This is a genomic window from Pseudomonas marginalis (assembly GCF_008692035.1).
In the GTDB taxonomy this organism is placed as follows: Bacteria; Pseudomonadota; Gammaproteobacteria; order Pseudomonadales; family Pseudomonadaceae; genus Aquipseudomonas; species Aquipseudomonas marginalis.
In genome coordinates this window covers 3,993,622-4,019,119 of sequence record NZ_VTFG01000001.1, presented here as the reverse complement: position 1 = coordinate 4,019,119, position 25,498 = coordinate 3,993,622, and the positions used below count along the sequence as shown (strand labels likewise).

Below are 25,498 nucleotides of genomic sequence, written 5' to 3'. Positions count from 1 at the left end.
CGTGGGCAGGTTTGGAGAACGGCAGGAGCGGCCAAAAGGGGATAAATATGGCCAAAGCCTGTGTCCGTTATTCGCCCCATGTGGGGGCATGCGACTCAAGCGCGGAACTGACTCGGTGCCACGCCGCTCCAGCGTACGAAGGCGTGCCTGAAACTTGCGGTTTCACTGAAGCCCAACTGCTCGGCGATGCGATAGATCGGCAGTTGGTCCTCGCCCAGCAACTGCTTGGCCCGCTCGAAGCGTAACTCGTCCAGCAGTTCCTGATAGCTGCAACCCAGGTCATGCAGATGCCGGCGCAAGGTGCGCGGCGAACAGTTCATCTGCCCGGCCAGGCCATCGATGCCGGGGGCGGCGTTCAATTGGGCGGCCAGCAATTGGCGTACCCGGCCGAGCCAGGCCTGGCGCCCGGTGAATTCGGTGTTCTGTTTGCGGCAGCGCTCGCCCATGGCGCGGTGGGTGATGGGGTCGGCCAGCGGCAACGGCTGGTCGAGCCAGTGCCGGTCGAAAGCGAAGGCATTGGCACTGGCGGCAAAGGCAAGAGGGCAATCGAAGTGCTCGGCATAACGTGCGCGATAGTCGGGGGCGCGGTGTTCGAAACGCGCACCGAGCAACGGCAGGGCATGGCCCAGCAGATCGTCACAGATGACCTTCAACGACACCAGGCAGAACTCGACATTGAAGGTGGCCAGCGCCGGGTTTTCCCGATACCCGTCGGCGGTGAACCAGATGCGCTGGCCGTCGTCTTCCAGGCTCAGCTCGAAAAGTGTTCCCAACAGCGCCGGATAGCGCAGGGCCAGGCGCAAAGCGTCACCGAAGGTGGCACTGGTCAGCAGCGCATAGCCGAGCATGCCGTAGGATGACACGTGCATGCGCCGGCCCAACTCCAGGCCGATATCGCGGCGCAGGGCCACGGCATTGGCACATACGCGCATCTCCTGGTTGGTGGTGATGCGCGTGTCGGCGCGGTTCAGGTCGGCGCCGCAGATACCGCTGCCGGCCAGCAGCACGTCGCGGCTCACGCCCTCGTCCCTGAAGGTGTCGAGTACCAGGGAGACGGCGTTGAGCGTAGTCAGGTGCGAGTGCAGCATGGGGGAGTCCTGCCAGGGTTTGCCCAGAGGCAGCAAGGAGTGTGCCGCTTACTTGTGGTCAAAAAATAGCCGTTTGGCCGCCTCCAGGCTGATCTCGCTGCGGTAATAGTCGATTTGCTGCTGCTCGTTCAGGCCTTTGACCGAGTCGGCCGCCGAGCCTTGTCGATATTCATGGGTGGTTTTCAACCGTGCGCTCAGGTAGGCCTTGGCAGGCGTCCAGTCGGTCGAATAATGAAAGTGCGCGTACCAGAGCACTTGATGGGTCGCGCGCTCGGTGATGATGTATTCGTCCAGGTAGTCCGGTGTGCTGCTTTTGAGCCGGCGACGCCTCACGGATTTCTTGATGACGATCTCGTCGCGCTCACTCAGCCATTCGACGCCTTTGGTGGTTGGGGGGTGCTGTTTGATCATGCGCGTCATGCTCTCGGACGCGCGCCGGTACAGGTCCTGTGCCGCGTCGTTGAGCTGCTTGCCAAGGGCGGTTGCCGATTGGGTTTGATCCGCTGTGATGGTGCTGTCGGCCAGGGCCTGCTCGATGTGCCGGCTGGTTTCTTCCAGCAGCAACGCGTGACGGTGGTACAGGTATTCGATGCCGACGGCGGTGCGCCCGGCTTGGCGTGTTTGCTCGATGGCCCGTTGCTTGAACGCGGGCAAACCGTCCAGCAGCGTGCGGCCCTGTCCGAGGCTGGACTGAAGCTCGGGCACCGCCTGCTCGGTGTGTGCAGGGCTCAGCCGTTGCACCCAGACGTTGGGGCTTTTCTCATGGAAGGTGGCAATGACCTGTCGGGTCAGCGGTGACTTGATATCCACCAGATCGGTTTCAAGGCCGACCGCCGTCAGGCGGGGCTCGCCGATCATCACGCCGTTGTAACGGGTATGGATGAATTTCTTCAAGGGCTTGGGGGGCGTCGGTGGAGGGGTGGGCCGATTGCGCAGGATGTCCCGCTCAGCGTGCAGCTGGGACAGATGGGTCAAGGCCTGCCTGGAGAAATCCTTGACCTGTTTGCGCAGGCGTTCCAGCGGGGAGAGGTGGGTCAGGCTGGAAAACTCCTGGGAGAAGTCCTCCAGGCGCTCGTCAAGGACCTTGAATTGTTCGATCAGGCTGCTCAGGGATTCGATGCGTTCGTCCAGCCGCGCCTCGCTGCGTTCGTTGAGGGTGTCGCGCAGGGCCTGGACCGACAGATCGGCGTTGTCGACAATCTCATTGAGGTTGGCCCAGGCCTGGGGTGCACGGGTCGCGCTGTCCTCCGGCAGGCACAACCTGCGCGCCAGGGTTATCTGCAGGGCCTTGAGGTCGATGCTGGTGTAGGCCGGCAGTTTTTTCCTGGCGCTCTGGATCAACTGCACGCCCTCCTTGGCCAGGGCCTTGAGTTGAGTGAAGCGCGCATGGGTGTAGTCCAGGCGCGTGATCATGTCTTCACTCATCTCGGTCATTTGTCGCGCGTCTTCGACGTACCGCGCCGGGTGCCGGGTGTCGGGGTGTTCGAGCTGGTCAAGCACGACCCTGAGCTGGGGGGTGAAGGTGGTCTGGGCCTCCCTGATCGCGGCTTCGGTAAGCTCCAGTTGCGCTCTTATATAACCCAGGGCTTTTTGCTGGTAGTCGGGGACCGGGGTGAACACACTCAGGGTCTTGAGGTGTTGCAGTGCCGCTTCGTAATCCGCGCTCTGCTGGTCGAGGGTGTCCATGTAGTGCTGGCGTTTGACTTCTGCAGCGTTACCGGAGACGTCGGTCATGGCCTGGCGGGCCTGTTGCAGCGCTCTTTGTGCGGTCTTCTTGGCGTTTTCGAAGGCCTCGAGCTTGGCCCGTACTTCGGCGGCCTTGAGGGTCGCTTCCGCTTCGGCTTTGTTGAGCATGCGCTTGGGGCCGCCGCCGCGCAGGCGCAGGCGGGTGTCGACGAACCATTGGCCGGCGGCGTTGTGAATCAGCGGCGGTCCGGTTCGATCCGGCTGCCGGGGGTCGATGATGACCACGTTGCCCTCGTCGTCCGCGCTCACTTCAAACCAGCGCTCGCCGACCTGTGCGTAGAGACGCTCGGCGACGCGGGTCAGGTGGCGGGTCGGCCCCGGGCGGGTGTCGACGCTGCTCGCTGCGCCAGGCTGGCTGACTTTGAAACGGTCCAGCACCCGCCCCAGGGTGGCGGCCGACCGATTGAGCGCGCCGCTGGTATGCAGCAGTGGAGTGTGACCCGGTGGGCTTTCATTGCCGGCGATGGCGCCCAGCTGTTTGATCTCGACCCGCTGCCCTGCCGAGGGCTCGGTCGGCCTGGATTCCCGCTCGGGCCGAGCGCCGCGGGGACGCAGGCGCGTGCTGATATGCAGGGTAATCGCCATCGACAGGTTCAGCAGCACGTCGGTGAAAGTGGTCCATTGGACCGCGGTGTCATCCTGCTCCGTGGCCCCGACAAACTGTTGCAACTGATCGACGATCTGCCAGATCCACAGGCCTGTCGCCACGCTGGGGCTGGTAAAGGGCAGCGCGGCATTGAGGAGCGTCCAGCCTGTTTGCTTGAGGGTCGCCCAGCGGTTCTCGGTATTGGAGGTCGACTGGCGGTCGGCCAGCTTGACCAGGGCCTGGGCGTTGGCTTCAAACAGCCCGGCGAGCAGGTCACCCTTGAGTGGGTCTTTGCCCAGGCCGATGGGGCCGCTCATGGTTTCCAGTGTCGAGGCGTCCACCAGAAAATCGGCGACGGCCCAGGGAGAAGGCAATTCTCCCGGGAACACATAGTTGGCGTAAGCATCGCGCGCGCTGTCCGGCAACCAGGCCAGCACCGAACGGCGCAGGTCGGGGGACTGTGCAATGGCGTACATCAGGTTGGCCGGGGACGGGTATTGCACCAGGGCCGGCGTGAACAGCGGTCGATAGAGCAGGCAGGGGCCGGCGGCGGGATCTTGCGGGCCGATGACGTACATGTTTTCGACCTCATCGGCAGCGGCGTCGTCCCGCCGTTGCGGGATGAACGCCAGAGGCCGCATGACGATGGTCTGCCCGTCTACCGTGTGATCCGAGGCCTCGGCTTGCATCAGGGCGGCGACGTATCGATAGCCGCGGTCATCGATGCCATCCTGTTGCTGAATCTTGCCCTGCAGGGCCAGCAACGGCAGCTGGATGCGCAGGTGCTGGATGTAGAGGTTCTTTCGCGATGAGGCCTCGCGAGGGATTTCCAGCAGCTTGCTTTTGATCAGCGCCGGGTAGTTCCGGCCGATGTCCACCCGGGAAATGAGGCTCTCGATGTACTCGACGGTCAGCCAGTCCGGCAGATTTTGGCCGTTATGCAGCTGCAAGGTCTTGTTGCCGACCGGGATGGCGATCAGGTTGTGCAGCGCCAGTTCGGCGAGGTTGAAGGTGGTGGTCTCGGTCATGCCGGGCACCGTGAAAGTCCCCCACACCACCGGCTGCTGGACTTTCAGGGTGAGCGTATCCAAGGCCAGGGCACCGGCTTGCGGATGGTCCTTGAGGATTTCCGCCTTGAGGTGATTGAGCGCGTACTGCTCGATGGGCGGGATATCGTCCTGATACAACTTGCCGCCGGTGCTGCTGTTCAGGGACGCGAGGTCCTTGAGATGCCGCGCATAGAAGTTCAGGTCGGACGTCGACGCCTCCTGCAGCCAGCCCGGCAGCGCCTGCTGGTACCACTCGCGGCCGGGGCCGGGACCGGTGGTCAACTCGGTGGCACCGGGTGGCGGAGCCGTGTCCGGGTGGCGCAGGTCGGAGAAATCCAGGCTGCCGATGGCCTCGACCTGCAAGGCAATCAGGCTGCAGGCCTGGTAATCGAAAAAATTGCCGTCAGGTTCGAACAGGCGCCATTGCAACTGTGTGCGGGGCGCCGAGGTGTCCAGGCGAGCGGGCAGGCTTCGGCCCAGCTGTGCCAGGGACGTGAACTTCTCATAGCCCTTGAGCAGCGAGTGGGTGAGGATAACGTCTCGCCCGGCCTGCTTGCCGATCAGGACCGACAGCGCGAGCCGGTTGAGGTGGGTCACCTGCGCGCCGTCGACCTGATCGATGTCGAGCAGGTAGGCGTGGCTGGTGTATGGGTCGTCGAGCCGTCGCACATCGTAGGTGGGCGCGTGAAACAACTGGCGCGCCATGGCGCAGTCGCTTTCGTTCCAGCCCGGTGCCTGCCGGACATTCCACACCCCGCGCAATGAGTTGGACAGCTGATGCCAATGGGGGCCGCTGCCGTTGCTTTTGTTCCAGAACGCCAGTTGTTGCTCCTGCCAGGCCGTGAGCATGACGGGGGCCAGGGTATTGAGCAGATGGGCGATGTCACCGATGCGCACCGGCAAATGGGTTGGCGGCTCGGTGAGCGGTTGTTGGGTCAGGAAGTGTTCGCCTTCGATGTACAGGGTCGGTTCGCCGAGCACGGCCTGATCGGTCAGGCTGTCGCTCAGTGTGCGGTAAGCGGTGGTAGTGGCGCAGGCCTGTTCGTCGATGATCTCCCAACCAGGGGTGCCGATCAGGCAGATATCGGGGTCGATTGCCAGTGTGGGGTAGCGGGCCTGCAGTGCCTGGCGCAACAACACCGCCGCCACTTCCCTGAACGACGGGCCTGTTAACAGTTGGGTGAGCAATTCCAGTGGCTGTTGTGAAGCGATTGAGATGGGCGTGGTCATGGGGCATCCCTGTCTTGCCGGTTGATGGGAACGGCCCGAGGTGTTCGCTCGGGTGTTCCATCCTAGGGGCCGGCCAGCCAGGGAAGGGGGTGACTATCTACAGTGCGGCGGTGGGGTCAGCTCAGTTCGCCGCACAGGTCCAGCTCTACCAGTCGCCGGACTTCGGCGATGGACAGCCCGGCCCCGAGCAACGCGTTGAGCTTGCCGAATACCGCTTCACGGGTCATGCCGCCGCCTGACAACACGCCCACGCCGCGCAGGCGGCTGCCGGCTTCGTACACATCCAGTTCCACGCCGCCTTCATGGCATTGGGTGATTGCCACGACCACGATGCCGTTTTCTTCGGCGCGCTGGAGGCTGGCAAGAAACTCAGGGTTATCGCTGGGCCCGGTGCCGCTGCCGAAGCATTCCAGCACCAGTGCCTGGATGCCGCTGCCGAGCAATGCGTCCAATGGTGCTGCGGCGATGCCTGGTACCAGCGGCAATACACCGACATTGGCCAGGGCCTTCGGTTGGCGGTAATCCAGCGCGGCGTGCAGCGCTTCGGCCTTGGCCACACCGCCGTTGCGCTGCAGCGCGGCGAACGGATGGCGACCAAAGCTGCGGATCTTCGCGCAGCGGGTCGGGGCCATCAGCGCGCCGTGGAAGTACAGGTGCACGCCGGGCGCCAGGCCCTCGCCCAACGCCAGCAGGGCTCCGCTGACGTTTTCCCAGGCATCGCTGTCGGGTACGCCGGCAGGCAACATCGAGCCGGTGAACACCACCGGCGCCGGCAAGCCCAACAGCTGGAAGCTCATCGCCGCCGCGCTGTAGGCCAGGGTGTCGGTGCCGTGCAGGATCAGCACGGCATCGCAACCGTCATCCACGGCCTCGACCACGGCGGTGCGCAGGCGCTGCCAGTAGGCGGGGGTCATGTTGGCGCTGTCGATCAGCGGGGACATTTCCCGGAAGCGCCAGGCGGGTACTGACACGTTGGCGAGCTGTTCGCGCATGCGCGCTTCAAAACCGGATGCGGGGGCCAGGCCATTGGCGCTGGCCTGCATGCCGATGGTGCCACCGGTGTAGAGCACCATGAGGTTATTGGCTGGGGACATCGAAGATTCTCCTGAACGAAAAACGCCGCCGGGCCCAGAGCATGCCCAAGGCCGGGCGGCGTGTCATCTGTCTACGCTCAGCGTTGCACTTGAGCGTTCAGTTCCGCCGCTGGGGTCGCTTGCGGTTTTACCGGATTGGCCGGCCAGGCCTTGCGATCCAGGTCCAGGTCTGGGAACTGGCTGGAGTCGAACACCGGGGTCTTGATGCCTGCCGCGCGCTGGTTGTCGTAGTCGTTCAGGATGCGCATGGCAATCTTGAACAGGAATGCCAGGGCGAACAGGTTGACGAACGCCAGCATGGTCATGGTGATGTCGGCGAAGGCGAACACGGTGCTCAGGTTCTCGATCGAACCCCAGAAAATCAGCACCAGCACCAGCGCGCGATAGCCCATCAGCACCTTGCGGTTGTTGCCCACCAGGAAGCGCAGGTTGCTCTCGCCCAGGTAGTAGTTGTACATGATCGAGGTAAACACGAACAACGCCAGGGCCACCGAGATAAACATGCGGCCCCAGTCACCCACCACAGCGGCCAGGGAGTTCTGGGTCAGGGCAATGCCGTCGCCTTCGAAGCCTGGGGTGTAGAAACCGGAGAGCAGGATCAGCAGCGCGGTGCAGGTGCAGATCACGAAGGTGTCGAGGAACACGCTGAACGCCTGGACCACGCCTTGGGCGATCGGGTGTTCTACCGAAGCGACGGCCGCTACGTTGGGCGCACTGCCCAGGCCGGCTTCGTTGGCGAACACGCCGCGTTTCACACCCATGATGATTGCGCTGCCCACCAGGCCGCCGAAGGCTTGGTCGAGGCCGAAGGCGCTTTTGACGATGGTCGCGAGCATGGCCGGTACGTGGTCGAATTGCAGCACGATCACATACAGGGTCACGGCGATGTAGACCAGGGTCTTGACCGGTACCAGCAGGTCGGCGATCGAGGCGATGCGCTTGATCCCGCCGATGAACACCAGGCCCAGCAATACCGCCAGGGCCAGGCCGGTGTAGGTGGTGTCCAGGCCAAACGCGTTGTTCAGCGAGTGGGTCACCGCGTGGGCTTGCAGGCCGTTGAAGGCAAAGCCGAAGGTCACCAGCAGCAGGAACGCCATGACCATCCCCAGCCAGCGCTTGTGCAGGCCGTGCTGGATGTAATAGGCCGGGCCGCCACGGTAGGTACCTTCCGCGTCAGTGCGCTTGTACAACTGGCCGAGGGAGCACTCGATAAAGCTCGAAGACATGCCCACCAGCGCGGTGACCCACATCCAGAACACGGCACCCGGGCCGCCCAGGGTCACGGCAATGCCGACACCCGCGATGTTACCGGCACCGACACGCCCGGCCAGGCTGAGCATCAGCGCCTGGAACGAGCTGAGTTGGTCGGAGCTGTTTTTCAGGCTGTCGCGAAACACCGAAAACATGTGGAAAAAGTGACGCAATTGAACGAAACGCGAGCGGATCGTGAAATAACCGCCGAGCCCGACAATGAGCACGATCAGTACTTTCCCTGAGAGGAAGTCGTTGATGACTTCGAGCATGGAGTGTTCCTCGCTGATTTTTCTAATGGCAAACGCAGGACGGTCCTACCCCTCGCATAGCACCAGGCAGTGCGCGACGGTTCGACCCCAATCCTTTTGCGGGTGTTGTTATTCATGCGCTATCGCGTGTATCCGGGCTCGTTACCGACGGCCGCAGACGCGAAGAGGGGCGGCACTATACCTAGGCGAACGTGATCCGTCTGCTCGGGCTGATTAAAGGTTTCAGCCAAGCTGTTACAGGCAAGGAGGGTTTGCAGGGCGATATTGGATTTTTTATGGGCGTCATTTCACAACCTTGAGGCAAAAAAAAGGGCCTGAAGAACGAGCCTTCAGGCCCTCAAAAGGTGAGAGGTGTCTAGTCCCTCAACCTGGTGAGCGGTGCAACAAACGCTTAGGCCTTCAACGGGACCAGGCGTGGGGCAATCATGTTTTCGGGGCGCAGGATGTCGTCGAGCATGGCGTCGTCGAGCAAGCCTTCTTTGCGCACCAGTTCCAGCACGCCGCGGCCGCTTTCGAGGGCGATACGCGCAATGCGGGTGGCGTTTTCATAGCCGATGTACGGGTTCAGCGCGGTGACCAGGCCGATGGAGTGTTCCACCAGTTCGCGGCAGCGGGCTTCGTTGGCGGTGATGCCGACGATGCAGTGCTCGCGCAGCATGTCCATGGCGCGTTGCAGCAGGCGGATCGAGTCGAAGATCTTGAAGGCGATCAGCGGCTCCATCACGTTCAGTTGCAGCTGGCCGCCTTCGGCCGCCATGGTCAGGGCCAGGTCGTTGCCGATGACTTGGAACGCGACTTGGTTGACCGCTTCCGGGATCACCGGGTTGACCTTGCCGGGCATGATCGAGCTGCCTGGCTGGCGCGCCGGCAGGTTGATCTCGTTGATGCCGGTGCGTGGGCCGCTGGACAGCAGGCGCAGGTCGTTGCAGATCTTCGACAGTTTCACGGCGGTACGCTTGAGCATGCCGGAGAACAGCACGAAGGCGCCCATGTCGGAGGTGGCTTCGATCAGGTCGGCAGCCGGGACCACTGGCTGGCCGCTGATAACGGCCAGGCGTTGTACGGCCAGGGCCTGGTAGCGTGGGTCGGCGTTGATGCCGGTGCCGATGGCGGTACCGCCCAGGTTCACTTCGGTGAGCAGCTCTGGCGCCAGGGTTTTCAGGCGGGCCAGGTCTTCACCGAGGGTAGTGGCGAACGCACGGAATTCCTGGCCGAGGGTCATCGGCACGGCGTCCTGCAATTGGGTGCGGCCCATTTTCAGCACGTGGCTGAACTCGACGCCCTTGGCGGCGAACGCCTGGATCAGGCTGTCGAGGCTGGCCAGCAGCGCGTCGTGGCCCAACAGCAGGCCCAGGCGGATCGCGGTCGGGTAGGCGTCGTTGGTCGACTGCGCCATGTTCACGTCGTTGTTGGGGTGCAGGTACTGGTATTCGCCCTTGTTGTGGCCCATGGCCTCCAACGCGATGTTGGCGATGACTTCGTTGGCATTCATGTTGGTTGAAGTGCCGGCGCCGCCTTGAATCATGTCCACCACGAATTCTTCGTGGAAATCGCCGCGGATCAGGCGGGCACAGGCTTCGCTGATGGCCGCGTGCTTGGCTTCGCTGAGCTGGCCCAACTCGCGGTTGGCATCAGCCGCCGCTTGCTTGACCATTGCCAGGCCGACCACCAATTTCGGGTAATGCGAAATCGGAACGCCCGAGAGGCGGAAGTTATTCACCGCTCGCAGGGTCTGGATGCCGTAATACGCTTGGGCAGGTACTTCGAGTACGCCAAGCAGGTCTTTTTCTGTGCGGAATGATGCAGCGGAGGACATGACGGAAATCATCTCGATATGGACCCGGAACAGGCCGGAACGCTGCGAATGCTAGGCCTGTAGGAAATTTTGGGCCAATGCTGTTAAACACTGGCCTATGCATAAACGGCATAATGTGAGTGTGACCCGGCTATCATGGCGGGCGTGTGTGCCAAAATGGTGCGTACCCGTGGGAGGCAGTGATGAACCTTGAGAGCAAATGGCTGGAAGACTTCAGCGCCCTGGCGGCGACTCGCAGCTTTTCCCAGGCGGCGGAGCGGCGCTTTGTCACCCAGCCGGCGTTCAGCCGACGTATCCGCAGCCTTGAGGCCGCATTGGGCCTGACCCTGGTCAACCGCTCGCGCACGCCGGTTGAGCTGACGGCGGCGGGGCAGTTGTTCCTGGTCACCGCGCGTACCGTGGTCGAGCAGCTCGGCGAAGTGCTGCGCCATTTGCATCACCTGGAAGGCGGGCAGGGCGAAGTCATGCAGGTGGCCGCTGCCCACTCCCTGGCGCTGGGTTTCTTTCCGCGCTGGATCGCGCAGCTGCGCAACGACGGCCTGAACATCGCCACGCGGCTGGTTGCCACCAACGTCGGTGACGCCGTGCACGCCCTGCGCGAAGGCGGTTGCGATTTGATGCTGGCCTTCTACGACCCGGATGCGGCCATGCAGATGGACGCCGAGATCTTCCCCTCACTGCACCTGGGCAACACCGAAATGCTCCCGGTATGCGCGGCCGACGCCGACGGCAAGCCGCTGTTCGACCTCGAAGGCGAGGGCAGTGTGCCGCTGCTGGCCTACAGCGCCGGGGCGTTCCTCGGCCGTTCCGTGCACCTGTTGCTGCGCCAGCGCGCGCTGCGCTTTACCACGGTGTACGAAACCGCCATGGCCGACAGCCTCAAAAGCATGGCCCTGGAAGGCCTGGGCATCGCCTGGGTGCCGCAACTGAGCGTGCGTGCCGAACTGGCCCGCGGTGAGTTGGTGGTCTGCGGCGGGCCGCAATGGCACGTGCCGCTGGAAATTCGTCTGTATCGCTGCGCGCTGGTGCGCAAGGCGAATGTGCGGTTGTTGTGGCGCAAGTTGGAAGGTGGCGCGGCGACTGCCGGCGGGGCGGCAGGCTAGAGGAAAGTCAACAGGATTGGCTTTCTTTGTAAGATGGGCGGTATAGCCGCATCAAGGGATGTTCTTGAGGTAATTACGGATATTTTCTCTGTTTTTGTCGCTGAAGCGGTAAGCCTGCCCCTGAGGCTGCTGTATGCCGTCACCTCCATTCATAATTGATGGCTGGTAACCCCATATACGGCGGAATTGTGGGATTTTCCGTATTACCTCGAGCGCGACGCTCTCGCCGTATAGCGATGAAATCGTTTTGCCCTCCTTATTAAAGTATTTTTCGGCGTCTTCATGGGTCGCGCCGAACATGTGGCCTACTTCGTGAGCTGGAACGACAGAGTGCGCTTTCGCGATTGCGTAATCGCTAACGCCGGTTCCGGCAACACCTTTTGCTAAATCATCTTTGGTTAAAAGCAAGAATTTGTTTATATCTGGATCGAATCCGAGTTTGTCTCGCAGGTCTTCAACTTCTTGAGCCCAGGCTTGGCCTGCTTTTCCAAAGTCTTCATGTTTGTAGTTCATGTGGCGCATTTCGTGTGGGGAGAGGAAAGAAAAATGTATGTCTCTGCCGGAAATTTCTTCAAGTTCAGTTTTCAGCCAGGAGAAATGTTCATTGAACAGCTGGTTACGATCTACACCTTTTAGATCTTCATGAATCACGATGTGTAAGTTGATGGGACGCTTGCCGGTTGAAGTGTGATGGTGATCGTCCACTGAGCGTTTGCTTCTTGCAGAGTCAGCCGTTTGGTGCTGCAAACCCGGCCCTGGTACTTCGGGTCGCATTTCAAGGGAAAACTTCTGATCATTAATGGTCATGTTCAGGCGGTGCGGGTTTAGCCGGTCGGTGGATACTCGGTCGGGGGCAAAATATGAGGCGGGTTTTTGTTCGGGGTGCTTGGATAGGGCTTGGTTGTTTTCAGGCGTGATGGTTTGCATTGCTGGGAGGGTTGGGGGGTTAATAGTGCTCAAGTTATTCCTCCTTGTTGAGGCGGTTAAAATAGGCGTGCGAAACAGAACTTTGAAAGTGCAGGATTGTTTGTTTTTTTTTCTGAGAGGCCTGTTTTTTTCAATCCCTGACGTTGTAGGCGGCAAGGCTTTTATTCTCGGGGAAAATGCATTTAAAGCTGTAGGGCGGAGCGCGGCTTGATTGACTTTCAGGTCAGCAAAGCCGGGATTGGCAGCTGTCATGACAGATGGTCATTCCAGGGGCTGTTTATCTGGATTATTACGGTATACTGCGCGGCCTTCGGCCGGTCCAACCGGCCACATTTCGTACAACAAGCCACGCCGGATTTCCCGCGTGGCTTGTTGTTTTTTGACGCGCCTGCGGGCGCCCAGAGAGAAGAGGCACGACGATGAGTGCATTGGTTGGCGTGATCATGGGCTCCAAGTCCGATTGGTCCACCCTTAGCCACACCGCCGATATGCTGGAAAAACTCGGCATTCCGTATGAAGTGAAAGTGGTCTCTGCCCACCGCACCCCGGATTTGCTGTTCCAGTATGCCGATGAAGCAGAATCCCGTGGCATCGAGGTGATCATCGCCGGTGCCGGCGGTGCCGCACACCTGCCGGGCATGTGTGCGGCCAAGACCCACCTGCCGGTGCTTGGCGTACCGGTGCAGTCGGCAATGCTCTCGGGCGTGGATTCGCTGTTGTCCATCGTGCAGATGCCGGCCGGTATCCCGGTGGCCACCCTGGCGATCGGCAAGGCCGGTGCGATCAACGCCGCCTTGCTGTCCGCCAGTATCCTGGGCGCCAAGCACCCGCAGTTCCACGCGGTGCTGAAGAAATTCCGTGCCGAGCAGACAGACAGCGTGCTGGACAATCCAGACCCACGTATCGCCTGAGGGTGTTGACGATGAAAATCGGTGTAATCGGTGGCGGCCAACTGGGCCGCATGCTGGCCCTGGCGGGTACCCCGCTGGGGATGAACTTCGCTTTCCTGGACCCGGCGCCGGACGCCTGTGCGGCAGCCTTGGGTGAACACCTGCGCGCTGACTACAGCGACCCGGACCACCTGCGCCAACTGGCCGACGAAGTCGATTTGGTGACGTTCGAGTTTGAAAGCGTACCGGCCGAAACCGTGGCCTTCCTGTCGCAGTTCGTACCGGTGTACCCGAGCGCCGAAGCCTTGCGTATTGCCCGTGACCGCTGGTTCGAGAAGAGCATGTTCAAGGACCTGGGCATTCCGACCCCAGCCTTCGCCGATATCCAGTCCCAGGCGGACCTGGACGCCGCCGTCGCCAGCATCGGCCTGCCGGCCGTGCTGAAAACCCGCACCCTGGGTTACGACGGCAAGGGCCAGAAAGTCCTGCGCACCGCCGCCGATGTGGTCGGCACCTTCGCCGAACTGGGCAGCGTGGCCTGCCTGCTGGAAGGCTTCGTGCCGTTCACCGGCGAAGTCTCGTTGATCGCCGTGCGTGCCCGGGATGGTGAGACCCGCTTCTACCCGTTGGTGCACAACACCCACGACAGCGGCATCCTCAAGCTGTCCGTGGCCAGCACCGATCACCCGTTGCAGGCCCTGGCCGAAGACTATTCCAGCCGCGTGCTCAAGCAGCTGGATTACGTCGGTGTGATGGCGTTCGAGTTCTTTGAAGTCGACGGCGGCCTCAAGGCCAACGAAATCGCCCCGCGTGTGCATAACTCCGGGCACTGGACCACCGAAGGCGCCGAGTGCAGCCAGTTCGAAAACCACCTGCGCGCTGTCGCGGGCTTGCCATTGGGCTCCACGGCCAAGGTCGGTGAGAGCGCGATGCTCAACTTTATCGGCGTGGTACCGCCGGTGGAGCGCGTGATCGCCATCGAAGACTGCCATCTGCATCACTACGGCAAGGCCTTCAAGGCCGGGCGCAAGGTCGGCCACGCCAACCTGCGCTGCAAGGACCGCGCAACGCTGCAAGCGCAGATCCTCAAGGTCGAAGCGCTGATCGCCGAGCAATAACCCGGGGATCGGCGGGAACCATTGGTTATCGCCGTCCTCTGATTGCAGGATGCCAAAGCCTGTCTAGGCTTTGGCATAGCTCACTTCATTCAGAGGGAAATGCCATGGGTATCATCGGAACCATCTTTATCGGCTTGATCGTCGGCCTGTTGGCGCGTTTCCTCAAGCCCGGCGACGACAGCATGGGCTGGATCATGACCATCCTGCTGGGTATCGCCGGTTCCCTGGCCGCGACCTACGGTGGCCAGGCGCTGGGCATCTACCAGGCGGGTCAAGGCGCAGGCTTTATCGGCGCACTGGTCGGCGCAATCATCCTGCTGGTGATCTACGGCCTGATCAAAAAGAAGTAATCAGCCGACAAAGTCCTCTGCGCTGCGCAGGCGCAGAGGGCTAGAATGCTCGCCACTTGTACTTGCCGAGCCTCTCCATGCGCCGTCTCCTGTTGACTCTTCTTCTGCTGGGCTCTGGCCTGGCCCATGCCGGTGAATTGCCGGAAACCGACTGGCTCGACCTGATGCCGCTGTCGGACCAGAAGGCCCTCGAGGCCATGCCCGAGATCGATCACAACTCCCCCGAAGCCCAAGGCACGTTCACCGACAAAGGTGGCCTGAAGCAGAGCAAAGGCTTGCCGGCGGTGATGTATTCGACCAAGACCGTGGCCGCCATGAACGGCAGGAACATCCGGATCGGCGGCTACCCGGTGCCGTTGGAAACCGACGCCAAGGGGCGCAGCACGCTGTTCTTCCTGGTGCCATACCCGGGCGCCTGCATCCACGTGCCGCCACCGCCGCCTAACCAGTTGGTGCTGGTGCGTTATCCCAAGGGTTTGAAGCTGGATGATATCTACACGCCGCTGTGGGTGACCGGCACGTTGAAGGTGGAGACGGTGAACAACGATTTGGCCGACGCCGCCTATGCGCTGGATGCGGGCAAGGTGCGGGTCGTAAAGGAATCCGATCTATAAGCTTCCGCTGAACCCAATGTGGGAGGGGGCTTGCCCCCGATAGCAGGGTGCCAGTCACTGTCTTTGGTGACTGATTCACCGCTATCGGGGGCAAGCCCCCTCCCACATTTGGAACTCCATCTACCGGGTAACACCGGTGATGCTCACACCCAGCGTGTGGCTTTCACCCGGCGCCAGCGTCACCACATCATCCAGCACATTCGCCGTCTCGATGCACAGCATGCCCTGCCAGCCATCATCGGCCATGTCGTCGAAGGCCTTGGCGCGTTCGGTCCAGGGGTTCCAGATCACGGTGGATTTCGAGCCTTGGCTGGTGAGCTGGATGCGACGCTGCCAGTCCTGATCGAGGATGCTCAGCGACGGGGGCGTATCGAGGTAGATGCGGTCGGTCTCGGCAGTGAAGTGCAGCAGGCCGGACTGGGTTTTCTCGCTCCAGCCATCGGCGGTATCGATGTACGCCGAGCCGTCCAGGCCTTCGACCTGCACGTTGCGTACGTCGCTCACGGCGAAGTAGGTGTGCAGCGCCTGGCTGAGCGTGACAGTGCCGTCGCCACGGTTGTGGCTGGTCAGGCGGATGTGCAGTTGATCGTCCAGCAGCAGGCTCAGGCTCAGGTCGACCTGATGGGGCCAGCCGGGGAAGCCGCCTGCAGGAACCGGTAGTTCAAGGTCCACTCGCAGCGCTTCACCTTCAAGGGAGGTCCCGGCCAATACCCAGGTCGTGGTACGCACGAAACCGTGAGCGCCCGCAGGCTGATCACTTTGGCGCATCGCCTTTACGCTGGGCGGGTTGCGGTCGAACACCCCAAACCAGGGCCAGCACACTGGTACGCCAGTACGAATGCCCTTGCCCTTCTTGAACACCGCCTCAGGGTTCGGCCAGATCAGCGGCTGCTCGCCTTCGCGGCCGTAACTGAAGATATGCGCGCCCTGCTGGGCAATCATCAGCTCGGCGCCGTTATGGCGGATGCGCCAGCAGTCCAGTTCGTCGACTTTCACGGTCTCAACGTGGGGCGTAGGCATAGCAGGCACTCTCAATGGCAGGCAATGGGGCAATTGACCGTCAAAACCCCGCGAGGTTTAACGCGCGCGCGATGGCACCGAGCGTGTGCGGCCGCTGCCATCGATAGCGACAAATACAAACACCGCCTCGGTGACCTTGCGCCATTCGCTGGACAGCGGGTCGTCGCTCCACACTTCGACCATCATCTGGATCGAGCTGCGGCCGATTTCCAGGGCCTGGGTATAGAAGGACAGTTGCGCGCCCACTGCCACCGGCACCAGGAACGCCATGCGGTCAATGGCCACGGTGGCCACACGCCCGCCTGCGACCTTGCTGGCCATGGCGGTACCGGCGAGGTCCATCTGCGCGACCAGCCAGCCGCCGAAGATATCGCCAAAACCGTTGGTTTCACGCGGGAGCGCGGTGATTTGCAGGGCGAGATCGCCTTGCGGGATAGGATCTTCTTGTTCGAGTTCGATCATGCCGGGGGGCCTCTGACCCGTGACGCTTTTATAGGTGGAGCAAGGTGGATAGCCGACTGTTAGAAAAACGTTTCAGCACAAACATACTCCGTTCGATACGTTTCTCGTAAGGCGTACTAAAGGGAAACTCTGCCAAATCGGCTGGATGGCACCCAACGACGTTTTGGCGCAGCAGCCCCTCAAGCCTGGGGTTCTTGCGCTTGCAAGGGCCGAGTATATCGAGACCCTGGCGCCACGACGACCTCCCGGCGCTCATTTGGTCGGTAAATAGCCGCTGTATCGCGGCTTTTGCGCGCAACTGTTCTCCTGGCGCTGTGCTTTTACAAGCGATTTGCTATCTTGCCAGACCGCCGCCGGTCCCGGGCGTGTCGTCCTTATCAAGCTGACTACTATAAGAGAAGCCTTGCCATGTCCTCCGTGCCTGCAAGCAGTGCGCAACCGTCGCGCCCGCTGACCCGCAACGACTACAAAACCCTGTCGCTGTCTGCCTTGGGCGGGGCGCTGGAGTTTTATGACTTCATCATTTTCGTGTTTTTCGCCACCGTGGTCGGAAAACTGTTCTTCCCTGTCGATATGCCCGAATGGCTGCGCATGATGCAGACCTTCGGCATCTTCGCCGCCGGTTACCTGGCACGCCCGCTGGGCGGCATCATCATGGCGCACTTCGGTGACCTGCTGGGCCGCAAGAAAATGTTCACCCTGAGCATCTTCATGATGGCCGTGCCGACCCTGATCATGGGCCTGCTGCCAACCTACGCGCAGATCGGCCTGTGGGCACCGGTCCTGTTGCTGTTGATGCGCATCATCCAGGGCGCAGCGATTGGCGGTGAAGTTCCCGGCGCCTGGGTGTTCGTCTCCGAACACGTACCGCCGCGCCATATCGGCTACGCCTGCGGCACCCTGACCAGCGGCCTGACCGCAGGGATCCTGCTGGGCTCGCTGGTGGCCACTGCCATCAACACTATTTACAGCCCGGAGCAGGTCTCGGATTACGCCTGGCGCATTCCGTTCCTGCTCGGTGGCGTGTTCGGCCTGCTGTCGGTGTACCTGCGCCGCTGGTTGCATGAAACGCCGATCTTCGCCGAGATGCAGCAACGCAAGACCCTGGCCGCCGAGCTGCCATTGCGTGCGGTATTACGTGACCACCGCGGCGCCATCGTGTTGTCGATGCTGCTGACCTGGCTGCTGTCAGCCGGCGTCGTGGTGGTCATCCTGATGACCCCGACCGTGCTGCAGACCATCTACCACTTCAGCCCTACTGTTGCGCTGCAGGCCAATAGCCTGGCCATCGTGACTTTGAGCCTTGGCTGCATTGCCTCCGGCGCCCTGGCTGACCGTTTTGGTGCCGGGCGTGTACTGGTAAGCGGTTGCGCCTTGCTGCTGGCGACCTCCTGGACGCTGTACCACAGCCTCATGACCCACCCGGACTGGCTGTTCCCGCTGTACGCCTTGACCGGCCTGTTCGTCGGCACCATTGGCGTGGTGCCTTACGTGATGGTGAAAGCCTTCCCGCCCGTGGTGCGCTTCAGTGGCCTGTCGTTTTCCTACAACGTGGCCTACGCCGTATTCGGCGGGCTGACGCCCCTGGCGGTGTCGCTGCTGATGAAGGAAAGCCCGATGGGGCCGGCCTACTACGTGGCTGTCCTGTGCGTGATGGGGATGGTGGTGGGTGGGTATCTGTGGAAGCGCGGGCGGTAACCCCGTTTAGCGCTTTTACCGGTAACCATGTGGCGAGGGAGCAAGCTCCCTCGCCACATGCCTTGCGTTTTATAACAATTACGGCTTGTTTCCAAGAAGTCGCTTAGTCGCTCTAACCTCCTCGTACGTCCCGACCTTCTCTCCTTTTGTTGTGTGATCTCCAATGCTGGCCTTTCATCCAATTGTCATATTTCAGACATAGAGTGTTCACACGGCCTCTCGATACTTGGCCCCGATCCAACTATCCCTATCTGCTAGGAGCAAGGCATGAAACTGAAACGTTTGATGGCGGCAATGACTTTTGTCGCTGCTGGCGTTGCGACCGCCAACGCGGTGGCTGCAGGTGTTGATCCGGCAATCCCGGCTTACGTCAAGACCACTGGTGTGTCGGGCAACTTGTCCAGCGTCGGTTCCGATACCCTGGCCAACCTGATGACCCTGTGGGCCGAGGGTTACAAAAAGGAATACCCGAACGTCAACATCCAGATTCAAGCTGCCGGCTCCGCCACCGCGCCACCTGCGCTGACTGAAGGCACCTCCAACCTGGGCCCGATGAGCCGCAAGATGAAGGACACCGAACTGGCGGCCTTCGAGCAGAAGTACGGCTACAAGCCAACCGCTATCCCGGTTGCCGTGGACGCCCTGGCCGTGTTCGTGCACAAGGACAACCCGATCCAGCACCTGACCATGGAACAAGTCGACGCGATCTTCTCCTCGACTCGCCTGTGCGGTGGCAAAGCCGATGTGAAAACCTGGGGTGACCTGGGTGTGACCGGCGACCTGGCCAACAAGCCAGTGCAACTGTTCGGCCGTAACTCGGTATCCGGCACCTACGGCTACTTCAAGGAAGAAGCCCTGTGCAAAGGCGACTACAAGCCTAACGTGAACGAACAACCCGGCTCGGCTTCGGTCGTGCAGTCGATCAGTTCCTCGCTGAACGGCATCGGTTATTCGGGCATCGGCTACAAGACCGCCAGTGTGAAGACCGTGGCCCTGGCCAAGAAAGGCAGCACTGACTTCATCGAAGACAGCGAAGAAAACGCCCTGAACGGCAAATACCCGCTGTCGCGTTTCCTCTACGTTTACGTCAACAAAGCCCCGAACAAGCCTCTGGCCCCGCTGGAAGCCGAGTTCGTGAAACTGGTTCTTTCCAAACAGGGCCAGGAAGTGGTCGTCAAGGACGGCTACATCCCACTGCCAGCCAAGGTTGCCGCCAAGGCCCTGGCTGACCTGGGTCTGAAAGAAGGCAACTGATTGCCTCTGCGGGGCCGGGATACCGGCCCCGCATCCAAATTTTCTAGTCCGCTGCCAGCCCTGCTTCGCGGCGGATTTGTTGCGTCACTGCACTGTCATCTTTCTGTCATACAGGATCGCTAGGGTGTGCGCATGAATGATCTGGCCAATTCCACCATGACGACAACTTCTCCCCCCAAGCGCATTGATTTCAATACGCCTGAGCTGCAACGCAAGCGCCGTATTCGCGCGCTCAAGGATCGCCTGACCCGTTGGTACGTGCTGGTGGGCGGCCTCGCCGTTCTGGGTGCGATCACCCTGATCTTCTTTTTCCTCGCCTACGTGGTCGCGCCACTGTTCCAAGGCGCCTCGCTGACCAAGGAAGACGCACTGACGCCCGCCTGGATGCAGGACGCCGGCAAGCCGTTGTTGATCTCCCTGGAAGAGCAGAACCAGGTCGCCATGCGGGTTTCCGACAAGGGCCAGGCGCTGTTCTTTGACGTCACGAGCGGTGCCGAACTCAAGCGTGTCGACCTGCCGCTTGCGCCCGGCGTGAGCGTGGCTTCCATCGGTGAAGACCAGCCGGGCAGCCCGCTGGTGATCCTCGGTTTGTCCAATGGCCAGTCCCTGGTGTTCCGTCACACCTATAAGGTGTCGTACCCGGACGGCAAGAAAACCATCACGCCTGCGATTGAATACCCCTACGGTGAAACGCCGATCGTGCTCGACGATGCCGGCCGCCCGTTGGAGCATGTTGCCCTCAACGCCACCGATTCGTCGCTGGTGGTGGCAGGCTCGGCCGGTTCGCACTTGAACGTGCTGACCCTGAGCCGCGAAGAAAACATGATGACCGGTGAAGTCACCAGCGAGCAGAAGCGTGTCGAACTGCCGCAAATGACCGAGCCAGTGAAGGCGATCTTCATCGATCCACGCCAGCAGTGGCTGTACGTGATCAACGGACGTGCCCTGGCGGATGTGTTCAGCCTGCGCGACAGGAGCCTCAACGGTCGCTACAAATTACTGGAAGATGGCACTGCCGAAGTCACCGCCAGCACCCAGTTGGTGGGCGGCATCTCGCTGATCGTCGGTAACTCCAAAGGCGGCCTGGCCCAGTGGTTCATGGCCCGCGACCCGGATGGCGAGCAGCGCTTCAAGCAGATTCGTACCTTTCAGATGGGCACCGCGCCCATCGTGGAAATCACCGCCGAAGAGCGGCGCAAAGGCTTCACCGCCCTCGACGCCTCCGGCAAATTCGGCGTGTTCCACAGCACCGCCCACCGCACCCTGCTGGTGGATCCGGTGGTCGACGGCCAGGGCGTGTTTGGTATGTCGCCGCGCGCCAACCGGGTGATCGTCGAAGCCGGCGGCAAGCTGCAGCCGCTGCTGCTGGACAACCCGCACCCGGAAGTGTCCTGGAGCGCGTTGTGGAGCAAGGTCTGGTACGAAAACTACGACGAACCTAAGTACGTCTGGCAATCGACCGCCGCCAACACCGACTTCGAACCCAAGATGAGCCTGGCGCCATTGACCTTCGGTACCCTGAAGGCGGCGTTCTACGCCATGCTGCTGGCGGCGCCACTGGCTGTTGCCGCGGCGATCTACACCGCTTACTTCATGGCCCCGAGCCTGCGCCGCAAGGTCAAGCCGGTGATCGAACTGATGGAAGCCATGCCGACGGTGATCCTCGGCTTCTTCGCCGGCCTGTTCCTGGCGCCGTATGTCGAAGGGCATCTGCCGGGGATCTTCAGCCTGCTGATGCTGTTGCCGATTGGCATCCTGGTGGCCGGGTTTGTCTTCAGCCGCCTGCCTGAATCCATTCGCCTGCGGGTTCCCGATGGTTGGGAAAGCGCGATCCTGATCCCGGTGATCCTGTTCGTGGGCTGGCTCTCGCTGTACATGAGCCCGTACCTGGAAACCTGGTTCTTCGGCGGCGACATGCGCATGTGGATCTCCCACGACCTGGGCATTACCTACGACCAGCGCAACGCCCTGGTGGTCGGCCTGGCCATGGGCTTTGCGGTGATCCCGAACATCTATTCCATCGCCGAAGACGCCGTGTTCAGCGTACCGCGCGGCCTGACCCTGGGTTCCCTGGCCCTGGGCGCCACACCGTGGCAGACCATGACCCGCGTGGTGATCCTGACCGCCAGCCCGGGCATCTTCTCGGCGCTGATGATCGGCATGGGGCGCGCCGTGGGCGAGACCATGATCGTGCTGATGGCCACCGGCAACACGCCGGTGATGGAGATGAACCTGTTCGAAGGCCTGCGCACCCTGGCGGCCAACGTCGCGGTGGAAATGCCCGAGTCGGAAGTCGGCGGCAGTCACTACCGCGTGCTGTTCCTCTCGGCGCTGGTGCTGCTGCTGTTCACCTTCATCATGAACACCCTCGCCGAGCTGATTCGTCAGCGTCTGCGCAAGAAATACTCGTCGCTTTAAGAAAGGTAGAAGTCTGTGAAACAGAACTCCCTGAATGGATGGTTCAAGAGCGGCGCTCCGGGCGTCTGGATCAGCGGTGGCGCGGTGTCCATCGCGGTCATCATGACCATTGGTTTGCTGGCCGTGATTGCCGTGCGGGGCCTGGGCCACTTCTGGCCGGCCGACCTGATCCAGGCCAACTACAACGTGCCGGGCCAGGAAAACCATATCGTCATCGGCGAAGTGGTGCAGAAAGAAGAAGTGCCGCGCGAGCGCCTGAAAAGCGCGGGCCTGCCGGTGCCCGATGCGGGCCCTGAATTCATGACCCGCGAGCTGATCAAGGTCGGCAACCGCGACCTGAACGGCAACGACTTCACCTGGATCGTCGGCGAATGGTTGAAGGACCAGAGCACGCCGAAGAACCTGATGACCATCGAACGTCGTGAGTGGGGCAACTTCTACGGCACCCTGGTCAACGTCAAGCAGGATGGCAAGGTCATCGCTGAAGGCGAGGCCGCGTGGCCGGAGCTGCAAGCCCGCGTGGACCGCGTGAACAAGCTGGCGGCCCAGCTCAAGACCCTGGAGAAGTCCGACATCGGCGCGATCAACGCCGGCCTCGAGCGCATCCGCCTGCATGGCCGCAAACTGGAACTGGAAGGCAAGCTCGACGCGGCCGCCCAGGCCGACATGGAGGCCGACCGCGCCGAGCTGAACGCGCGTTACCAGGACATCGAAGCGCGCCTGGCCGACCTGCACGCCCAGTTCAACCGTGACGCCTTGACCGCTCGCGATGGCAACGGCAAGGAAATTGAAATCGGCATCGGCAAGGTGGTGCACGCCTACCAGCCGAACGCCATGGGGACCGTGACCAAGATCGGTTTCTACGTCAGCAAGGTGTGGGAATTCCTCAGTGATGACCCGCGGGAAGCCAACACCGAAGGCGGGATCTTCCCGGCGATCTTCGGCACCGTGATGATGACCCTGATCATGGCGATGATCGTGACCCCGTTCGGCGTGCTGGCGGCGGTGTACCTGCGTGAATACGCCAAGCAGAACACCCTGACGCGCATCATCCGCATCGCCGTGAACAACCTGGCGGGTGTACCGGCCATCGTCTACGGCGTGTTCGGCCTGGGTTTCTTCGTGTATGTATTGGGTGGCTCGGTCGACCGTCTGTTCTTCGCCGAAGCGCTGCCGGCACCGACCTTCGGTACACCGGGCCTGCTCTGGGCCTCGCTGACCCTGGCGCTGCTGGCGGTACCGGTGGTGATCGTGGCCACCGAAGAAGGCCTGGCGCGGATTCCGCGTACGGTGCGTGAAGGCTCCCTGGCGCTGGGCGCGACCAAGGCGGAAACGCTGTGGAAGATCGTGCTGCCGATGGCCAGCCCGGCGATGATGACCGGCATGATCCTCGCCGTGGCCCGCGCCGCCGGTGAAGTGGCGCCGCTGATGCTGGTCGGCGTGGTGAAACTCGCCCCGTCGCTGCCGCTGGACGGCAACTACCCGTACCTGCACCTGGACCAGAAGATCATGCACCTGGGGTTCCATATTTATGACGTCGGTTTCCAGAGCCCTAACGTCGAGGCCGCACGGCCGCTGGTATACGCCACCGCCTTGCTGCTGGTGCTGGTGATCGCCACGCTCAACCTGTCGGCAGTGTGGATTCGTAACCACCTGCGTGAGAAGTACAAGGCGCTGGACAGCTGATCTGAATTGAACGCGGACTTATTTGTGGGAGGGGGCTTGCTCCCGATTGCGGTGTGCCAGCCAGCACACATGTTCCTGATGCACCGCTATCGGGGGCAAGCCCCCTCCCACACAACAGCACAGGGAGCATCCCATGCAACACGACACCCATTCCCACGGCATCAACATGTCTGCCCTGGGTCGCGACAAACAGAGCCTGAGCCTGGCCCAGGAAACCGTGGCCATCGAAGTACCGGGCCTGAGCCTGTATTACGGTGACAAGCAGGCGCTGTTCGACGTCAGCATGAACATCCCCAAGCAGCGCGTGACCGCCTTTATCGGCCCGTCGGGCTGCGGCAAGTCCACGCTGCTGCGTACCTTCAACCGCATGAACGACCTGGTGGACGGTTGCCGTGTGGACGGCGCCATCAACCTCTACGGCACCAACATCTACCGCAAGGGCGAAGACGTGGCCGAACTGCGTCGCCGTGTGGGCATGGTGTTCCAGAAGCCTAACCCGTTCCCCAAGACCATCTACGAAAACGTGGTCTACGGCCTGCGCATCCAGGGCATCAACAAGAAGCGCATCCTCGACGAAGCGGTTGAGTGGGCCCTTAAAGGCGCGGCGCTGTGGGACGAGGTCAAGGACCGCCTGCATGAGTCGGCACTCGGCCTGTCCGGCGGCCAGCAGCAGCGTCTGGTGATCGCGCGCACCATCGCCGTGGAGCCGGAAGTGCTGCTGCTCGACGAACCGTGCTCGGCACTCGACCCGATCTCGACGCTGAAAGTCGAAGAACTGATCTACGAGCTCAAGTCCAAGTTCACCATCGTTATCGTGACCCACAACATGCAACAGGCGGCGCGGGTTTCCGACTACACCGCGTTCATGTACATGGGCAAGCTGGTGGAGTTCGGCGATACCGACACCCTGTTCACCAATCCGGCGAAGAAGCAGACCGAAGACTACATCACCGGTCGCTACGGCTAGGAAGCTGTGGTTCTGATTGCACTGACGCTGCGGTTCTCCGCACCTTACCGGACGCTCCAAGGACGCCAACATGATTAGCAAAGAAGGCCTTACCCACCATATCTCCGCGCAGTTCAACGCCGAGCTCGAGGAAGTGCGCAGCCACCTCCTGGCGATGGGCGGGCTGGTGGAGAAGCAAGTCAACGACGCCGTCACTGCGCTGATCGAGGCCGACTCGGGCCTGGCCCAGCAAGTGCGCGAGATCGACGACCAGATCAACCAGATGGAACGCAACATCGACGAAGAATGCCTGCGCATCCTCGCCCGTCGCCAGCCGGCGGCATCCGACCTGCGCCTGATCATCAGCATTTCCAAGTCGGTGATCGACCTCGAGCGGATCGGCGATGAAGCCACCAAGATTGCCCGCCGCGCCATCCAGCTGTGCGAAGAGGGTGAAGCGCCGCGCGGTTATGTGGAAGTGCGTCATATCGGCGACCAGGTGCGCAACATGGTCCGGGATGCCCTGGATGCCTTCGCGCGCTTTGACGCCGAGCTGGCATTGTCGGTAGCGCAGTACGACAAGGTCATCGACCGTGAATACAAGACCGCCCTGCGTGAGCTGGCCACCTACATGATGGAAGACCCGCGCTCTATCTCGCGGGTCTTGAGCATCATCTGGGTGTTGCGCTCCCTGGAGCGGATCGGTGATCACGCGCGCAATATCTCGGAACTGGTGATCTACCTGGTGCGCGGTACCGACGTACGGCACATGGGCCTCAAGCGCATGAAGGCCGAAGTTGAGGGTTCAGCCGATCAAATCCCTAATGTTCCGGGCGAACCTGACGATAAGTAAGGTTGCCCGAGAAATTAACGCCCGGCC

19 protein-coding genes are annotated in these 25,498 nt (G+C 61.8%); 11 read left to right on the top strand and 8 right to left on the bottom strand.

What is annotated here, in order from left to right; all coding sequences use genetic code 11:
• Positions 1-95: 95 nt before the first annotated feature.
• The 5 genes from FX984_RS18865 to aspA form a co-directional block, all read right to left on the bottom strand.
• The gene (locus FX984_RS18865; RefSeq protein ID WP_092355932.1) at positions 96-1,088 is read right to left on the bottom strand and encodes an AraC family transcriptional regulator; all 993 of its coding nucleotides are present in this window, start codon (positions 1,086-1,088) and stop codon (positions 96-98) included.
• Positions 1,089-1,136: 48 nt separating this feature from the next.
• On the bottom strand, positions 1,137-5,699 hold the full coding sequence (locus FX984_RS18860) for a coiled-coil domain-containing protein (protein ID WP_146476938.1): 4,563 nt from the start codon (positions 5,697-5,699) through the stop codon (positions 1,137-1,139).
• 116 nt (positions 5,700-5,815) lie between these two features.
• A complete protein-coding gene (locus tag FX984_RS18855; protein WP_146476940.1) occupies positions 5,816-6,793 on the bottom strand; it encodes an asparaginase in 978 nt (325 codons plus the stop codon).
• A 77-nt stretch (positions 6,794-6,870) separates the two neighbouring features.
• The gene (locus tag FX984_RS18850; protein ID WP_027608238.1) at positions 6,871-8,316 is read right to left on the bottom strand and encodes an alanine/glycine:cation symporter family protein; all 1,446 of its coding nucleotides are present in this window, start codon (positions 8,314-8,316) and stop codon (positions 6,871-6,873) included.
• Between the two features lie 391 nt (positions 8,317-8,707).
• Positions 8,708-10,132, bottom strand: a complete 1,425-nt coding sequence (gene aspA / locus FX984_RS18845; protein WP_146476943.1) for an aspartate ammonia-lyase — start codon at positions 10,130-10,132, stop codon at positions 8,708-8,710.
• A 182-nt stretch (positions 10,133-10,314) separates the two neighbouring features.
• Between aspA and FX984_RS18840 the strand changes: the two genes are divergently transcribed.
• Positions 10,315-11,235, top strand: a complete 921-nt coding sequence (locus tag FX984_RS18840) for a LysR substrate-binding domain-containing protein (RefSeq protein ID WP_092355923.1) — start codon at positions 10,315-10,317, stop codon at positions 11,233-11,235.
• 51 nt (positions 11,236-11,286) lie between these two features.
• On the opposite strand, the gene FX984_RS18835 is transcribed toward FX984_RS18840, so the two are convergent.
• The gene (locus FX984_RS18835) at positions 11,287-12,414 is read right to left on the bottom strand and encodes a hypothetical protein (RefSeq protein ID WP_139202105.1); all 1,128 of its coding nucleotides are present in this window, start codon (positions 12,412-12,414) and stop codon (positions 11,287-11,289) included.
• Between the two features lie 167 nt (positions 12,415-12,581).
• Here FX984_RS18835 and purE point away from each other — a divergent pair, with 167 nt between their 5' ends.
• The 4 genes from purE to FX984_RS18815 all read left to right on the top strand — a co-directional run bounded on the left by purE (position 12,582) and on the right by FX984_RS18815 (position 15,134).
• Complete coding sequence (purE, locus tag FX984_RS18830) at positions 12,582-13,073, top strand: 5-(carboxyamino)imidazole ribonucleotide mutase (RefSeq protein ID WP_003176980.1); 492 nt, start codon at positions 12,582-12,584, stop codon at positions 13,071-13,073.
• 11 nt (positions 13,074-13,084) lie between these two features.
• A complete protein-coding gene (locus FX984_RS18825; RefSeq protein ID WP_027608240.1) occupies positions 13,085-14,170 on the top strand; it encodes a 5-(carboxyamino)imidazole ribonucleotide synthase in 1,086 nt (361 codons plus the stop codon).
• A gap of 104 nt (positions 14,171-14,274) precedes the next feature.
• The gene (locus FX984_RS18820; protein ID WP_016978642.1) at positions 14,275-14,520 is read left to right on the top strand and encodes a GlsB/YeaQ/YmgE family stress response membrane protein; all 246 of its coding nucleotides are present in this window, start codon (positions 14,275-14,277) and stop codon (positions 14,518-14,520) included.
• 77 nt (positions 14,521-14,597) lie between these two features.
• Positions 14,598-15,134 carry a DUF3299 domain-containing protein gene (locus FX984_RS18815; protein WP_027608241.1) on the top strand — a complete coding sequence of 179 codons (537 nt, stop codon included), beginning with the start codon at positions 14,598-14,600 and terminating at the stop codon, positions 15,132-15,134.
• Between the two features lie 120 nt (positions 15,135-15,254).
• Here FX984_RS18815 and FX984_RS18810 read toward each other — a convergent pair whose 3' ends face one another.
• Entirely contained in the window at positions 15,255-16,154 is a 900-nt protein-coding gene (locus FX984_RS18810) for a D-hexose-6-phosphate mutarotase (protein WP_146476945.1), read from the bottom strand.
• Positions 16,155-16,211: 57 nt separating this feature from the next.
• Positions 16,212-16,616 carry an acyl-CoA thioesterase gene (locus FX984_RS18805; RefSeq protein WP_003176975.1) on the bottom strand — a complete coding sequence of 135 codons (405 nt, stop codon included), beginning with the start codon at positions 16,614-16,616 and terminating at the stop codon, positions 16,212-16,214.
• 408 nt (positions 16,617-17,024) lie between these two features.
• On the opposite strand from FX984_RS18805, the gene FX984_RS18800 reads away from it, so the two are divergent.
• From FX984_RS18800 to phoU, 6 genes are all read left to right on the top strand, one after another.
• Complete coding sequence (locus FX984_RS18800) at positions 17,025-18,314, top strand: MFS transporter (protein WP_027608244.1); 1,290 nt, start codon at positions 17,025-17,027, stop codon at positions 18,312-18,314.
• Between the two features lie 267 nt (positions 18,315-18,581).
• Positions 18,582-19,568 carry a phosphate ABC transporter substrate-binding protein PstS gene (locus tag FX984_RS18795; protein ID WP_016978637.1) on the top strand — a complete coding sequence of 329 codons (987 nt, stop codon included), beginning with the start codon at positions 18,582-18,584 and terminating at the stop codon, positions 19,566-19,568.
• 384 nt (positions 19,569-19,952) lie between these two features.
• The gene (locus tag FX984_RS18790) at positions 19,953-21,986 is read left to right on the top strand and encodes an ABC transporter permease subunit (protein WP_175472302.1); all 2,034 of its coding nucleotides are present in this window, start codon (positions 19,953-19,955) and stop codon (positions 21,984-21,986) included.
• 15 nt (positions 21,987-22,001) lie between these two features.
• Positions 22,002-23,672: a phosphate ABC transporter permease PstA gene (gene pstA / locus FX984_RS18785; RefSeq protein WP_027608246.1), complete on the top strand. Its 1,671-nt coding sequence runs from the start codon at positions 22,002-22,004 to the stop codon at positions 23,670-23,672.
• Between the two features lie 133 nt (positions 23,673-23,805).
• Positions 23,806-24,639 carry a phosphate ABC transporter ATP-binding protein PstB gene (pstB, locus tag FX984_RS18780; RefSeq protein ID WP_027608247.1) on the top strand — a complete coding sequence of 278 codons (834 nt, stop codon included), beginning with the start codon at positions 23,806-23,808 and terminating at the stop codon, positions 24,637-24,639.
• A 70-nt stretch (positions 24,640-24,709) separates the two neighbouring features.
• A complete protein-coding gene (gene phoU, locus FX984_RS18775; RefSeq protein ID WP_027608248.1) occupies positions 24,710-25,471 on the top strand; it encodes a phosphate signaling complex protein PhoU in 762 nt (253 codons plus the stop codon).
• Positions 25,472-25,498 lie beyond the last annotated feature (27 nt).